The organism is Streptomyces atratus (genome assembly GCF_014648655.1).
In the GTDB taxonomy this organism is placed as follows: Bacteria; Actinomycetota; Actinomycetes; order Streptomycetales; family Streptomycetaceae; genus Streptomyces; species Streptomyces atratus.
In genome coordinates this window covers 204,335-218,208 of sequence record NZ_BMRN01000003.1, presented here as the reverse complement: position 1 = coordinate 218,208, position 13,874 = coordinate 204,335, and the positions used below count along the sequence as shown (strand labels likewise).

Here is a 13,874-nt window from a genome sequence, read left to right as displayed (position 1 = left end):
TGGAATCCAAGACGTTCCTGCCGGTCGGGCGGTTGCAGTGCGCGATCCGCGAACGGGCCGCACCCGCCCGCCCATGGGTCATACGCGGGCGCTGAAATCCGGCCAGGGCGCCATGTCGGCCCCTTCGTCCTCGGACTCCTCGGAGTACCACGCGGTACCGTCCAGCCAACTGCGCAGCCACTGTGCGAGGTCGGGCTGGTCCACGTACCAGGCGTGCTCCGGCTCGTCGGCGTTCGGTTCGAAGAGCAGCACCGTCGTGTGTTCGCTGCGGCAGTCCACGCAGGAGTACATCCCGCAGCCCAGGCTGCATATCGGCAGCACGCCCTCCGGCCACGGCCACTCGCCCTCCTCGGCCGCGCTCCGGCGGTGGGCGAGATACTGCGCGACGGCGGACTCCTCCCCGTCCGGAGCCCGGTCGCCGATCAGCGGCATCAGACCGTACTCCGGCCCGAAGCCGCCGTTGGCGATCCGGGTGTACAGGGCAGTGAGCAGCGGTGGCAGGGCAAAGCCGAGGGCGGCTTCGGCACGCGCGACGCCCTCGGCGGGCAGGGGCGCCGGGAGGGGGTACTTCTCCGGGCGCGGGGTGGTGCGTGCGGTCTTCTCCGCGGCTGCCAGCAACTGCTCGGTGTCGTTCATGGGTTCATGGTGGACGACGGCACTGACAGTCAGGCGAGCCCTCTTCGGTTCCGGGACCGATACTGGCTTTGAACAGCCCTGACAGGCGAACTTGCGGAAGGCTAGTGATCATGAAGCTCGTACAGCTGATCCTGAACGTCTTGTGGGTGGTGTTCTGTGGGTTCTGGATGGCCCTCGGCTACCTGCTCGCTGCGATCATCTGCTTCGTCCTGATCGTGACGATCCCGTTCGGCATCGCCTCGCTGAGAATCGCCGGCTACGTGCTGTGGCCATTCGGGCGGACCACCGTGGAACGGCCCGACGCGGGTGCGCCCTCGTGCGTCGGTAACGTGATCTGGCTCGTCTTCGCCGGGTGGTGGCTCGCGCTGGGGCACCTGATCACGAGCATCCCGCTGTTCGTTTCGATCATCGGAATCCCCTTCGGCTGGGCAAATCTGAAGATGATCCCCATCTCGCTCATGCCGCTGGGCCGAGAGGTGGTCCCGACCGACGAAGCGTTCGGAGCCCGCTAGGAGCTGTCGGCGTCCCCTGACAGGGGATGCGGTCCAATGGCGGCGTGGGGGACGACGATGAGTACGCGAGAACCAGCAACCGACTGACGGGGTGCGGTTGCCCGGCCGGGGCGGCGATCGCCGTGCTCACCGTGCTCGGCATCCCTCTGTGGATTTCCTCGGTCTGCTCTTCTCCGACTTCCACCAGGGGCGTCCGCACCGATCGTCCTCACGGACGATGACCTGCCATCTGCTCCAGGCGTGCGATGCGCTCCGCCATCGGCGGGTGCGTCGAGAACATCTTGGAGATGCCCTGGCCGGGGCGGAAGGGATTCGCGATCATCATGTGGCTCGCGGTCTCGATCCTCGGCTCGGGAGGCAGAGGGAGCTGTTTCGTACCGGCTTCGAGCTTCCGCAGGGCGCCGGCGAGGGCCAATGGGTCGCCGGTCAGCTGGGCCCCCGAGGCATCCGCCTCGTACTCGCGGGAGCGGCTTACGGCCAGTTGGATGACGGAGGCGGCCAGCGGGCCGAGGATCATGATCAGCAGCATGCCGAGGATGCCGGGGCCCTCGTCGTCGTCGGACCGGCCCACCGGGATCAGCCAGGCGAAGTTGACCAGGAACATGACGACGGAGGCGAGCGCTCCGGCGACGGACGAGATCAGGATGTCGCGGTTGTAGACATGGCTCAGCTCGTGGCCGAGGACTCCGCGCAGCTCTCGCTCGTCCAGAATCTGCAGGATGCCCTCGGTGCAACAGACCGCCGCGTTGCGCGGATTGCGGCCGGTGGCGAAGGCGTTGGGGGCCTGTGTCGGGGAGATGTAGAGCCGGGGCATGGGCTGGCGGGCTGCTGTTGAGAGCTCGCGGACCATCCGGTAGAGCTGTGGCGCCTCGAATTCGCTGACGGGGCGGGCGCGCATGGCCCTGAGCGCCAGCTTGTCGCTGTTCCAGTACGCGTAGGCGTTGGTGCCGACGGCTACGAGGAGCGCGACGATCAGGCCCGTACGTCCGAAGAAGCTTCCGATGACGATGATGAGTGCGGACAGGCCCCCGAGGAGTACGGCGGTTCTCAGCCCGTTGTGCCGGCGGTGCACGGTACGCCCTCCAAGTGGTGCGGCAGGGGAACCCTTTGCTTGGTGGTCTCCACTCCTTCAGTGGAGCCTCCCGTACTGGTCAACGCCAGGCGAGGAGAGCTAGTTCCCTTGTGCGCGTGGCCGTGGGCACAGGGCCTGTCCGGCATTTGCGGCCGGATCGGGCCCTGGGCCGTACGGGTGGAGGGATCGGCGTGTGCCGGTCGGCGCCGGGCTGCTCAGCGCTGGGCGGGAAGGCCGGCGAGTGCGAGGGCCTCGCGGTCCGGCTCGATCTCGCTGGTGCAGTGGGCGCAGCGGGAGGCGATGGCCGGGATCTCGGTGTAGCAGCGGGGGCAGTCGCGCACGGCGGCCTTGATGTCGACCTTCTCGTCCACCTTGGAGAAGCGGTTCTGGACCTTGGTCATGGGGACGACGACGCCGAAGTAGAGCACCGCCGCGGTGATCAGGAAGGCGATGGCGGCGGCCAGGAACTTCCCGTACGGGAAGATGGCGCCCTCGACCGAGAACTGCGCAGAACTGAAGTCGCCGACGGAACCGGTTGCGAGGCCGATCAGCGGGGTGATGAAAGCGGTGCTGAATCCGGTGACGACTGCGGTGAACGCGGCTCCGACGGCCAGCCCGATGGCCATGGAGATGACGTTCCCACGCAGGATGAAGTCCTTGAACCCGTTCAGCACTGCTCTGGCTCCTCTGGGAAATGCGTACGCATGTGGGGATGTGCGGGCATGACCTTGCCCTGTACGGGCCGTCCCGGGCAAACCGATCTTGCGTACATCAGAAGAGATTGACGGCGGCGAACCTGAGGACCGTCTGCGGAGCACCGGACAGTACGACACCGACGACGGCGGTGAGGGCGATCGCGGCGGTGAGGGAGGCCGGGGCGCGGTGCCTGGTGGGGGCGGGTGCGGCTTCGTCCGCCGCAGTCTCCTCCGGAGCGCGGAAGAGGGCCGCGGTCCACTGCAGGTAGTAGTAGAGCGCGATCACTACATTGACGGCCATGACGACGGCGAGCCAGCCGAGTCCCGCGTCGACGGCCGCGGAGAAGACCGTGACCTTGGCGAAGAGGCCGATGATGCCGGGCGGCAGGCCGGCCAGGCAGAGCAGGAAGAAGGCCATCGCGAGGGCGGCCAGGGGGCGGGTGGCGTACAGGCCGCGGTAGTCGGAGATCCGGTTTCCGGGGTTCGTACGCGCGACGAGGGCCGCGACCGCGAATGCGCCGAGGTTCACGACGGCGTACATGAGGGCGTACGCGACGGTGGAGCCGATGTGCCCGTCGCTGGAGTACGCGGCGGCGGCGATCGGCACCAGGAGGTAGCCGGCCTGGGCGACGGACGACCAGGCGAGCAGGCGTACGGCGCTGCGGACGCGGGTGGAGCTCTGGCGCAGTGCGGCGACGTTGCCGGTCGTCATGGTGAGCGCGGCGAGGACGGCGAGGGCCGGTCCCCAGACGTCGGCGTACGCCGGGAACGCGATCACGGTGACGAGGATGAGGCCGGAGAAGCCGACCGCCTTGCCGACGACCGAAAGGTAGGCGGCGACCGGCAGAGGTGCGCCGACGTAGGTGTCGGGAACCCAGAAGTGGAAAGGCGCGGCGGCTGTCTTGAAGGCGAAGCCGACCAGGGTGAGGACGACACCCACCTTTGCGAGGGTGTCGAGCTGACCGGGTACGTCGTCGAGCCGGGCGGCGATCTCCGTGAGGTGCAGGGTGCCGGTGGTGGCGTACACGAAGCTGACGCCGAGCAGCATGACGGCGGTCGCGACGACGGAGGAGAGGAAGAACTTCAGCGCGGCTTCGGAGGAGCGCCGGTCGCCGCGCTTGATGCCGACGAGGGCGAAGGCGGGCAGCGAGGCGACTTCGAGGGCGACGACGAGGGTGGCGAGGTCGCGGGCGGCGGGCAGGAGTGCGGCGCCCGACGCGGAGGACAGCAGGAGGAACCAGAACTCGCCCGCGGGGAGCTTGCGTGTGTCGCCGAGGGAGAGCAGGGCGGTCAGCAGGGCACCGCCGAGTACGAGGGCCTGGATGACGAGGGCGAAGTGGTCGGCGGTGTAACTGCAGGCCCCGGGGCCACCGGTGCCGGTGGTTGCCGCGGTGAGGCAGAAGGTGGAGCGGTCGCCGTCGCGCAGCGGGACGAGCAGGGCGAGTGCGGCCACGAGTCCGGCGATGGTGACCCGGCCGAGGAGCGGCTTGTGCTCCTCGGGCAGGAAGAGGTCGGCGACCAGGACGATCAGGGCGACGGCCGCGACGACGACCGGGGGCGCGACAGCGAGCCAGTCGACGGACTGGATGAGGCTGGTGGTGGTCTCGGCCGCTGTGGTGACGACGCCCGGGGTGACGACGGCTGTGGTCACGACTTGCCTCCTGCGAGGAGCTTCTGCACGGCCGGGTCGGTGAGGCCGAGGAGGACTGCGGGCCACAGACCGGCGAGGACGGTGAGGGCGACGAGCGGGGTCCAGGCGGCGAATTCGTACGTCTGGACATCGGCCAGTTGCTGCGGCTCTTCCCGTTTCTCGCCCATGCAGACCCGGCGTACGACGATCAGCATGTACGCGGCGGTGAGCAGGGTGCCGAACGCGGCGATCGACATGAAGGTGAGGAAGGCGGGGCGGCTGAGGCCGTCGGCGGGGTCGAAGGAGCCGAACAGGGCGAGCATCTCTCCCCAGAACCCGGCGAGGCCGGGCAGGCCCAGGGAGGCGACGGCGGCGAAGGCGAGGAGGCCGCCGAGGCGGGGGGCGCGGCCGTAGAGCGCGGCCCCGGTGGCGCCGGAGAGGGTGTCGAGGTCGGCGGTGCCGTACCGGTCCTTGACCGCACCGACCAGGAAGAACAGCAGGCCGGTGATGAGACCGTGGGCGATGTTGGCGAAGAGCGCGCCGTTGACTCCGGTGGGGGTCATGCTCGCGATGCCGAGGAGTACGAAGCCCATGTGCCCGACGGAGGAGTACGCGATCAGGCGCTTGAGGTCGCCCTTGGAGCCCGGGCGGGCCAGCGCCAGGCAGGCGAGCGATCCGTAGACGATGCCGACGACCGCGAAGGCGGCGAGGTACGGCGCGAAGGTGTGCATCCCGTCGGGGGCAATGGGAAGCAGGATGCGGACGAATCCATACGTACCCATCTTCAGCAGGACACCCGCGAGCAGGACCGAGCCGACGGTCGGGGCGGCGGTGTGGGCGTCCGGGAGCCAGCTGTGCAGCGGCCACATCGGGGTTTTCACGGCGAGCCCGATACCGATCGCCAGAACGGCGATGACCTGTACGGACGAGGTGAGCCCACGGCCGTTGTCAGTGGCGAGTGCCACCATGTCGAAGGTGCCGCTCTTCAGTCCGATGAGGAGCAGGCCCAGCAACATGATCACCGAGCCGAGCAGCGTGTAGAGGATGAACTTCCAGGCGGCGGCCTGCTTCTGTGCACCGCCCCAGCGGGCGATGAGGAAGTACATCGGGATGAGCACCATCTCGAACGCCAGGAAGAACAGCAGCAGATCGAGGACGGCGAAGGTCGCGAGGGTGCCGGACTCCAGGACGAGGACGAGTGCGACGAAGGCCTTCGGGGAGGGGCCTTCAGGCATTTTGAAGTAGCTGTACAGCGCGCAGAGGAAGGTCAGCAGCGCGGTCAGTACGAGAAGGGGGAGCGAAATGCCGTCGATGCCGAGGTGGATGCGGACGTCGAGCGCCGGGATCCAGCTGATGTCGGTGGTGGCCTGCATCTTCGACGGGTGGTCGTGGTCGAAGCCGGCGGCGAGCACGATCGCGGCGATGAGGATCGCGCCGGTGACGGTCACGCCGTGGCGGAGCACGGCCTGGTCGGGGCTCTTTCCCTTCAGCCCGGGCGGGGCCGGCAGGAGGGCGGCGACAGCGCCGATGAGCGGGACGACGACGATGAACGCGAGAAGGAACTGCATCACGGTTTCGCTGATATCGATCACGGTTCACGACCCGGCGTTGACGTTGGCAAAAACGACGGCGGCGATCGCCAGGACCAGGGAACCGGCGAGCAGTGCGCTGAGATAGGTCTGCACATTGCCGGTCTGGGCGCGGCGGACGGCGGTGCCGAGCCAGCGCGCGCCGGTGCCGGAGCCCCGTACGTAGGTGTCGACGACCTCGCGGTCCAGGAAGCGGACGAGGCTCGCCGCGGCCTGGACGGGGCGGACGAACAGGGTCGTGTACAGGGCGTCCAGGTGGAAGCCGGTGGCGGCGTGGCGGTGGAGCGGGCCGAGCAGGAGGCGGCCCGGGTCGGCCGGGTCGGGGGTGCCCGGAGTGTCGCCGTAGCCGGCGGTGTGGTGGGTCATGGCCTCGGCCTCGACGAGGGCGGGTTCGGCCTCGGGGTGGGCGACGACGGTGCCGACGGGGGTGCGGGCGGCGAGTGCCGATGTGTGGCGCCAGGCGCCGTAGGTGAGGAGGCCGCCGACGAGGCCGACGCCCGTGGAGAGGACGGCGGTGGTCACGGACGGGGTGAGGCTGTGGCCGTCGAACCAGTCGGTGATCGCGCCGACGGTCAGTCCGAAGGCGATGGTGGGGACGGCGAGCACCCAGAGGACGGCGGTCATCGCGACGGGCTGCCTGCCGTGGTCGGGGACCTCGGTGCCGCGGCCCCGGAAGGCGAGGAGCCACAGGCGGGTGGCGTACGCGGCGGTGAGGACGGCGGCGAGCAGTCCCGCGACAAGGACGGTCCAGCCGGCGGCGACCGGGGCGACGTGCCGGTCCCCGAGTGCCGTGTGCTCGGCGGCGACGAGGACAGCTTCCTTGGAGAAGAAGCCGGCGAACGGCGGGATGGCGGCGAGCGCGAGGAGGGCGACGGTCATCGTCCAGTAGGCGTCCGGGATGCGCTTCGCCAGGCCGCCCATACGGGACATGGCGGCCAGCGAGTTGGTCCCGGCGGCGTGGATGACGACGCCCGCCGCGAGGAAGAGGACGGCCTTGAACGCACCGTGGGAGAGGAGGTGGAAGACGGCGGCACCGCGGTCGCCGACGGCCAGGGCGCCGGCCATGTAGCCGAGCTGGCCGATCGTCGAGTAGGCGAGGACGCGTTTGATGTCGTCCTGGGCGAGGGCGGCGAGTCCCGAGCCGATCATCGTGATCGCCGCCATCACGGCGAGGACGACGAGGGCCGCGCCGGACTGGGCGAAGACGGGGAGGAGCCGGGCCACGAAGTAGATACCGGCGGCGACCATCGTCGCGGCGTGGATCAGCGCGGAGACGGGGGTCGGGCCGGCCATCGCGTCGGGCAGCCAGGTGTGCAGGGGGAACTGCGCGGACTTGCCCGCGACGCCCGCAAGGAGCAGCAGGGCGACGACGGTGGGGTGGTCCAGGCCGCCGTTCGCGACGGCGCCCAGGATGCCGGTGATGCGGAACGTGCCGGTGTCGGCGGCGAGCGCGAACAGACCGATCAGGAAGGGGACGTCGCCGAGCTTGGTTACCAGGAATGCCTTGAGGGAGGCGGCGCGGGCTTCGGGCGTCTCCCAGTAGTGGCCGACGAGGAAGTACGAGCAGATGCCCATGATCTCCCAGCCGACCAGGAGCACCATCAGGTCGCCGGAGTAGACGACGAGCAGCATCGCGGCGGTGAAGAGGGAGACGAGAGCCGCGTACGAGGGGTATCGGGGGTCGTCGCGCAAGTAGGCGGTCGAGTAGATCTGCACACAGGTCGCGACGAGCCCGACCAGAACGGCGACGAGGACCGCGAAGCCGTCGAGGTGGAGGGCGAGGTCGATCGGGACCGAGCCGGTGGGGGTGAGCCGGGTCGCGGCGTCGATGGCCCGGCCGCCGCCCTGGTCCGAGGCGACGACGACGGCGAGCACGAAGGCGGCGAGGGTGGGCAGTACGGCGAGGGGGCGTACGTATCCGGGGGCGGTGCGTCCGAGAAGGAGACCGGCCGCGGCGCCCAGGAACGGAAGAAGGGGGACGAGGACGGCGAGGGTCGTGGTGGTCACGCGGTGGCCTCTGCCTTCTTTGCCTTCCCTGCCGGAGCAGTGGCCTGGTCTTCGGTGCCGTGGATCTCGTCGGCCTCATCGCCGGGGAGGGTTTCGGCGGCGTCGGTCTCGGCGGTGTCGCGGAGGCGGTCGACGTCCGAGCTGCCGCGGTTGCGGTGGACGGCGAGGACGATCGCCAGGCCGATGCCGATCTCCGCCGCCGCGATGGCGATGGTGAAGAGGGTGAGCGCCTGGCCGGAGTGCAGGGTGTCGCGGAGCCAGACATCGAAGGCGACCAGGTTGAGGTTGACGGCGTTGAGCATCAGCTCGACGGACATCAGGACCAGGATCGCGTTGCGACGGGCGAGCACTCCGTACAGCCCGGTGCAGAAGAGGAGGGCGGCGAGCACGGCGGGATAGGCGAGGTGCATCAGCTCTGCTCCTTACTGCGCTTGCGGGACAGGACGATCGCGCCGACGAGGGCGGCGAGCAGCAGGACGGAGAGTGCTTCGAACGGCAGCACCCAGTGCCGGAAGAGGAAGGTGCCGGTCACCTCGGTGGAGCCCTGGGCCGGTCCGTCCAGGTCGATCCAGGTGGTGCGGAAGGCGTCGACGACGACCCAGACGAGCGCGCCGGCGGCGGCGACCGCCACCCCGAGGGCCGCCCAGCGGTTGCCCGAGTCGGCGTCCGGGGAGCGGCCGATGGGGGCCTTGGTGAGCATCAGCCCGAAGAGAAGGAGGACGACCACGGAACCGACGTAGATCAGTACCTGCACCCAGGCGATGAACTCCGCGGTGAGCAGGAGGTACTCGACGGCGAGACCGCCGAGCGCCACGACCAGCCAGAGGGCGGCATGCACCAGTTGCTTGGTCGTGACCGTGACGAGGGCTGCGCCGAGGGTGGCGATTCCGACGAGGACGAAAGCGATCTCGATGCCGGTCGGGGAGAGGAAGCCGGAGTGGGCGGAGTGGGCCGCGGCGGCTGCGAGTGTCACTCCTCCCCCTCTTCTTCCCTCTGAACCTGCTGGGTCTCCCGGGCCTGCCGGGCTTCTTCGGCCTGCCGGGCTTCTTCGGCCTGCCGGGCTTCTTCGGCCTGCCGGGCTTCTTCGGCCTGCCGGGCTTCTTCGGCCTGCCGGGCTTCTTCGGCCTGCTGGGCTTCCTGCGCCTCCTTGGCGCGCTGGGCTTCGAGTTTCTCCGCCGTCTTGCGGGCGGCGGCGATCTCCTTCGGCTCCTCGGCGCCGGGGTCGAGCGCGGGCGGTTCCGGCACCGTCCACATCCATTCGCGGAGCTTGTCGCGCTCATGAGTGAGTTCGAGGATGTCCGTCTCCGCGTATTCGAACTCCGGCGACCAGAACAGTGCGTCGAAGGGGCACACCTCGATACAGATACCGCAGTACATACAGAGCGAGAAGTCGATCGCGAAGCGGTCGAGGACGTTGCGGCTGCGCTCGCGCCCGCCCGGGGTGGCGGCGGGCACCGTCTCCTTGTGGGAGTCGATGTAGATGCACCAGTCCGGGCACTCCCGGGCGCAGAGCATGCAGACCGTGCAGTTCTCCTCGAACAGCGCGATGACACCGCGGGAGCGGGGCGGCAGCTCGGGCTGGACGTCCGGGTACTGCGCGGTGACCGTCTTCTTCGTCATCGTCCGCAGGGTGACGGCCAGGCCCTTGGCCAGGCCCGATCCGGGGATGCGGGGCCGCGAGGGCGGGAGCGGTGCAGCCATCAGTTGATCGCCACCTTCACGATGCCGGTGAGCGCGATCTGCGCGAGAGCGAGCGGGATGAGGGCGGTCCAGGCGAGCTTCTGCAGCTGGTCCTCCCGGAGCCGGGGGTAGCTCACGCGCAGCCAGATGACGACGAAGGCGAGGACCGCGGTCTTGAGGAGCGTCCAGACCCAGCCGAGTCCGTCGGCGCCGAACGGGCCGTGCCAGCCACCGAGGAAGAGGACGGTGGTCAGTCCGCACAGGACGACGATGCCCGCGTACTCGGCGAGCAGGAACAGGGCGAAACGGAGGCCGGTGTACTCGGTGTACGCGCCGAAGATGATCTCCGAGTCGGCGATCGGCATGTCGAACGGCGGGCGCTGCAGTTCGGCGAGTCCGGCCACGAAGAAGACCAGGGCACCGACGATCTGCCAGGGCAGCCACCACCACTCGAAGGCGTTGAGGATGCCCGGGAGGGAGACGGTGCCTGCCGCCATCGCGACGGACGCGGCGGCGAGCAGCATCGGCAGTTCGTACGCGAGCAGCTGGGCGGCGGTGCGCAGGCCCCCGAGGAGGGAGAACTTGTTGGCCGAGGCCCAGCCCGCCATCAGCGAGCCGAGCACTCCGACGCCCATCACGGCGAGCACGAAGAAGATGCCTGCGTCGACGATCTGTCCGACCGCGCCCTCGCTGGGGCCGATCGGGATGGCGACGAGCACGAGGAGGTACGGGAGCAGCGCGACGGCCGGCGCGAGCTGGAAGATACGGCGGTCGGCCTCGGCCGGGACGATGTCTTCCTTCTGCGCGAACTTCACGCCGTCCGCGACGAGCTGGGCCCAGCCGTGGAAGCCGCCCGCGTACATGGGTCCGAGGCGGCCCTGCATATGGGCCATCACCTTGTGCTCGGTCTGCCCCACGACGAGGGGGAGGACCATGAACACGGCGAAGACGATGACGAGCCGGAGGGCGACGTCCAGTGCGTCGTTCACGCGGTATCGCCTCCGGCTGGGCGGTCGGGGGCCGGCTCGGGTGTGGGGTCCTGGGCCGGGGGCTCGGGCTGGTCGGGGGTGTCCGTGGGGGCTGTGGTGTCGGGGGTGGGCGTGGCCTCGGGGACGGAGGTGTCGCTGCGCGGGGCCTCTCCCCTGCCCGCCCCTTCCCGGACCGGGGGCTCCGCCTCCGGACCACCGGTCGTGTCGAAGGCCGGGCGGGCGTGGTGCCAGGGAGCGTCGCTGCTTCCGGGTTTCGGCTCTGCCGTCCCGGTCCCTGTCCCCGACGCGTTCGGTCCTGCCTGTTCCCGGGCCTCGGCCCCGGCCCCGGCCGTCCCCGGCTTCGCCGCCTCGCGCTGCTGGCCGGCCGAGCCCTGGGACGCGCTGCGGGTACGGCGCGGGGTTGCGGCGGGTGTGGGCTCGGTGGCCGGTGCTGCCGTCTTCGGCTGCTGGCCGGCCGAGCCCTCGCTCACGCTGCGGGTACGGCGTACCGGGCGGTCGCCCGCCGCGCGCGGGGTGCGGGCCGGGCGGGACGGGGCGGGCGGGAGCTGGCCCTTGAGGGGGCCCCATTCGTTCGGGTCGGGGACGCCGGGCGGCAGCATCGTGCGCCGCTTCGGGCCGCCGTGCTCCGACTCGCCCGGCTCCTTCGCGCCCGGCCAGGCCTTCGCGACGCGTGCCGCCAGCACGAAGTCCTTGCGCAGCGGGTGGCCCTCGAAGCCCTCGGGCAGCAGCAGCGGCACCAGGTGCGGGTGGCCCTCGAAGCCGATGCCGAACATCTCGTGTGTCTCGCGCTCGTGCCAGGCGGCGCCCGCGTAGATGCCGATGGCGGTGGGAAGGACCGCCGCCTCGTGCGGAACGGTCGTACGGATCAAGAGCCGACGGACCTTGCCCTCGGCCAGGGAGGCGACATGGACGCAGACCCGGAAGCCGGTGCCCGGTTCGTCGACAGCGCTCAGCCAGTCGAAATAGGTGCACCCCAGCCGGTCGCGGGCCGTTTCGAGAGCGGCGGTCCAGGAGGAGGCCGGTACGTCGACGGTCAGCAGGTCGTAGGCGTACTCGGCCGTCGCGTCCTCGCCGAAGAGTTCGGCGGCGGCGTCCGGAAGCCGGTCGTAGCCTTCCCGGTCATGGTTTTCGGCGCCGGTCACTTCTGCCCCTCCCCCGGTGTCGGCGGAGCGGCGACCAGGCCGCTGCGCAGTGCGGCGGTGGAAGGACGGCCGGCGCCGCCCGTCGCGTACCGCTCACCCAGCGACTCGCGGGCGATCTTCTCCTGCAGCTTGAGGATGCCCTGGAGGAGCGCCTCGGGCCGGGGCGGGCAGCCGGGTACATAGACATCGACCGGAATGATCTGGTCGACGCCCTTCGTCACGGAGTACGAGTCCCAGTACGGGCCGCCGCAGTTGGAGCAGGCGCCGAAGGAGATGACGTACTTGGGCTCGGGCATCTGCTCGTACAGCCGCTTCACGGCCGGAGCCATCTTGTCCGTCACCGTGCCGGAAACGATCATGAGGTCGGCCTGGCGCGGGCCGGGGGCGAACGGGATCACGCCGAGCCGGATGAAGTCGTGCCGGGCCATGGAGGCGGCGATGAATTCGATCGCGCAGCAGGCGAGCCCGAAGTTGAAGACCCAGAGGCTGTAGCGGCGGCCCCAGTTCAGGACCACCTTCATCGGCTCGGGAGCCAGGCGCGACAGGACACCGAGCCGCTTGGGCTCCGGCAGGAACGTCGGAACGGGCTGCGGTTCGGGCCCCACCCCGGCCTGCGGTCCGGACCCCGCCTCGGGCATCGGCTCCGGTCCCGATTGCACTGCGGGCCGGTGCTCGGGGGGCGGCGGGCTCGTCACGTCCATTCGAGGACGCCCTTCTTCCATGCGTAGAGCAGTCCTACGGCCAGGAAACCGAGGAAGATGAACATTTCCACCAGAGTCGTCGCCCCATATCCGGGTGCGGCGAATACGGTCGCCCACGGAAACAGGAAGATCGAGTCGACGGCGAAGATCACGTACAGGAAGGCATACACGTAATAACGGACCTGGGTATGTGCCCATCCTTCACCCACCGGGTCCACGCCGCACTCGTACGTCAGGAGTTTCTCCGGCGTGGGAACCACGGGGCGCAGCAGTCGGCCGGCGCCGAAGGCGACGGCGACGAACAGCACGCCGATCACAGCGAGCAGTCCGACCACTGAATAGCTGTGGAAGTAGTCCGACGCAAGAACGGTCGATTCCGGCAGGTCCGCCACGTCCGTCCCTCGCTCCCTCAAACCTGTTCGACGATCTGTACGCACGGGAGTCTAGGCCCTGTTAAAGAGAGGGTAAGCAGTCGCATCGGACAACGGGTGGGGTTATCCCTACTTCACCCCACCCACGAGCCCCATGGCGTGCGCAGGCCCCGCCCGGCAGGCTGGGCGTATGACCATGAGCCCCCTGGTGCCCGACAACGACCGGCCGCCGCCCGCCCGCTTCGCCCTCGATCGGTGGACATGGAAGGAGATCGCCTGTCTCCTGGCCAATCTCCCCATGGCCATCGCCGGGTTTGTTTACACAGTGTTCATGATCGGCATCGGCGTGGGGCTCGCGGTCACGGTGATCGGTCTGCCTCTGCTCGCCGCCGGACTGCAAGGAGCGCGGCTGATCGGGAGGGCCGAGCGGGGCCGGGCGCGGGCGATGCTCGGGGTGCGGATCGACGAACCGAGCCCGACGGTTCTGTCCCGCCGGGAACAGGGGTTCTTCCCCTGGCTGTGGTCGAGCCTCACGGACCCGGTGGGCTGGCGGGCGGTGCTGTATTCCTTCATACGGCTGCCCTGGGGTGTACTCAGCTTCACCGTGACGCTCGTGAGCCTCTTCGTGCTGTGGCCGGTGCTTCCCTACATCGCGCGGCTCCTCGCCAATGCCGACCGGGCGATGGCACGCGGGCTGCTCTCGCCCTCCGACGAGCTGGAGCGCAGGATCGCCGAGCTGGAGTCGGACCGCGGGGTGGTCGTCGACACGGCCGCCGCCGACCTGCGCCGCATCGAACGCGACCTGCACGACGGGGCACAGGCCCGGCTCGTCGCCCTCGCCATGGGCCTC

General features: G+C 69.8%; 15 protein-coding genes. 2 read left to right on the top strand and 13 right to left on the bottom strand.

Annotation, left to right across the window (positions count from 1 at the left end; translation table 11 throughout):
• Nucleotides 1-78: 78 nt before the first annotated feature.
• A complete protein-coding gene (locus IEZ15_RS06580) occupies nt 79-636 on the bottom strand; it encodes an SMI1/KNR4 family protein (RefSeq protein WP_114246073.1) in 558 nt (185 codons plus the stop codon).
• A 110-nt stretch (nt 637-746) separates the two neighbouring features.
• On the opposite strand from IEZ15_RS06580, the gene IEZ15_RS06575 reads away from it, so the two are divergent.
• A complete protein-coding gene (locus tag IEZ15_RS06575) occupies nt 747-1,148 on the top strand; it encodes a YccF domain-containing protein (RefSeq protein WP_114249244.1) in 402 nt (133 codons plus the stop codon).
• Nucleotides 1,149-1,356: 208 nt separating this feature from the next.
• Here the strand turns inward: IEZ15_RS06575 and htpX are convergent, their stop codons facing one another.
• From htpX to IEZ15_RS06515, 12 genes are all read right to left on the bottom strand, one after another.
• Nucleotides 1,357-2,220, bottom strand: a complete 864-nt coding sequence (gene htpX, locus IEZ15_RS06570) for a zinc metalloprotease HtpX (protein ID WP_114246072.1) — start codon at nt 2,218-2,220, stop codon at nt 1,357-1,359.
• A 215-nt stretch (nt 2,221-2,435) separates the two neighbouring features.
• Nucleotides 2,436-2,894, bottom strand: a complete 459-nt coding sequence (locus IEZ15_RS06565; RefSeq protein ID WP_189274986.1) for a large conductance mechanosensitive channel protein MscL — start codon at nt 2,892-2,894, stop codon at nt 2,436-2,438.
• A 97-nt stretch (nt 2,895-2,991) separates the two neighbouring features.
• The gene (locus IEZ15_RS06560; protein ID WP_189274984.1) at nt 2,992-4,566 is read right to left on the bottom strand and encodes an NADH-quinone oxidoreductase subunit N; all 1,575 of its coding nucleotides are present in this window, start codon (nt 4,564-4,566) and stop codon (nt 2,992-2,994) included.
• Nucleotides 4,563-6,113 carry a complex I subunit 4 family protein gene (locus tag IEZ15_RS06555; RefSeq protein WP_189275367.1) on the bottom strand — a complete coding sequence of 517 codons (1,551 nt, stop codon included), beginning with the start codon at nt 6,111-6,113 and terminating at the stop codon, nt 4,563-4,565. The genes IEZ15_RS06560 and IEZ15_RS06555 overlap by 4 nt, the downstream gene beginning before the upstream one ends.
• Before the next feature lie 27 nt (nt 6,114-6,140).
• On the bottom strand, nt 6,141-8,141 hold the full coding sequence (locus tag IEZ15_RS06550) for an NADH-quinone oxidoreductase subunit 5 family protein (protein ID WP_189274982.1): 2,001 nt from the start codon (nt 8,139-8,141) through the stop codon (nt 6,141-6,143).
• Nucleotides 8,138-8,551, bottom strand: coding sequence for an NADH-quinone oxidoreductase subunit NuoK (gene nuoK, locus IEZ15_RS06545; RefSeq protein WP_114246068.1), 414 nt, complete (start codon nt 8,549-8,551; stop codon nt 8,138-8,140). The genes IEZ15_RS06550 and nuoK overlap by 4 nt, the downstream gene beginning before the upstream one ends.
• Nucleotides 8,551-9,114 carry an NADH-quinone oxidoreductase subunit J family protein gene (locus IEZ15_RS06540; RefSeq protein WP_189274980.1) on the bottom strand — a complete coding sequence of 188 codons (564 nt, stop codon included), beginning with the start codon at nt 9,112-9,114 and terminating at the stop codon, nt 8,551-8,553. Before IEZ15_RS06540 ends, nuoK begins: the two co-directional genes overlap by 1 nt.
• The gene (locus IEZ15_RS06535; RefSeq protein ID WP_189274978.1) at nt 9,111-9,842 is read right to left on the bottom strand and encodes a NuoI/complex I 23 kDa subunit family protein; all 732 of its coding nucleotides are present in this window, start codon (nt 9,840-9,842) and stop codon (nt 9,111-9,113) included. Before IEZ15_RS06535 ends, IEZ15_RS06540 begins: the two co-directional genes overlap by 4 nt.
• Nucleotides 9,842-10,810, bottom strand: coding sequence for a complex I subunit 1/NuoH family protein (locus IEZ15_RS06530; RefSeq protein WP_189274975.1), 969 nt, complete (start codon nt 10,808-10,810; stop codon nt 9,842-9,844). Before IEZ15_RS06530 ends, IEZ15_RS06535 begins: the two co-directional genes overlap by 1 nt.
• On the bottom strand, nt 10,807-11,952 hold the full coding sequence (locus IEZ15_RS06525; RefSeq protein WP_189274973.1) for an NADH-quinone oxidoreductase subunit C: 1,146 nt from the start codon (nt 11,950-11,952) through the stop codon (nt 10,807-10,809). Before IEZ15_RS06525 ends, IEZ15_RS06530 begins: the two co-directional genes overlap by 4 nt.
• Nucleotides 11,949-12,590 carry an NADH-quinone oxidoreductase subunit B gene (locus IEZ15_RS06520; protein WP_189274970.1) on the bottom strand — a complete coding sequence of 214 codons (642 nt, stop codon included), beginning with the start codon at nt 12,588-12,590 and terminating at the stop codon, nt 11,949-11,951. Before IEZ15_RS06520 ends, IEZ15_RS06525 begins: the two co-directional genes overlap by 4 nt.
• 53 nt (nt 12,591-12,643) lie before the next feature.
• Complete coding sequence (locus IEZ15_RS06515) at nt 12,644-13,045, bottom strand: NADH-quinone oxidoreductase subunit A (protein ID WP_037689408.1); 402 nt, start codon at nt 13,043-13,045, stop codon at nt 12,644-12,646.
• A gap of 169 nt (nt 13,046-13,214) precedes the next feature.
• Here IEZ15_RS06515 and IEZ15_RS06510 point away from each other — a divergent pair.
• On the top strand, nt 13,215-13,874 hold a 660-nt coding region (locus IEZ15_RS06510), incomplete at its 3' end, for a sensor histidine kinase (RefSeq protein ID WP_189274967.1).

Coding starts and splice junctions, on each gene's coding strand:
- IEZ15_RS06580 (WP_114246073.1), bottom strand. CDS start 636: ATGAACGACACCGAGCAGTTGCTGGCAGCCGCGGAGAAGACCGCACGC.
- IEZ15_RS06575 (WP_114249244.1), top strand. CDS start 747: ATGAAGCTCGTACAGCTGATCCTGAACGTCTTGTGGGTGGTGTTCTGT.
- IEZ15_RS06555 (WP_189275367.1), bottom strand. CDS start 6,113: ATGCAGTTCCTTCTCGCGTTCATCGTCGTCGTCCCGCTCATCGGCGCT.
- nuoK (WP_114246068.1), bottom strand. CDS start 8,551: ATGCACCTCGCCTATCCCGCCGTGCTCGCCGCCCTCCTCTTCTGCACC.
- IEZ15_RS06535 (WP_189274978.1), bottom strand. CDS start 9,842: ATGGCTGCACCGCTCCCGCCCTCGCGGCCCCGCATCCCCGGATCGGGC.
- IEZ15_RS06520 (WP_189274970.1), bottom strand. CDS start 12,590: ATGCCCGAGGCGGGGTCCGGACCGCAGGCCGGGGTGGGGCCCGAACCG.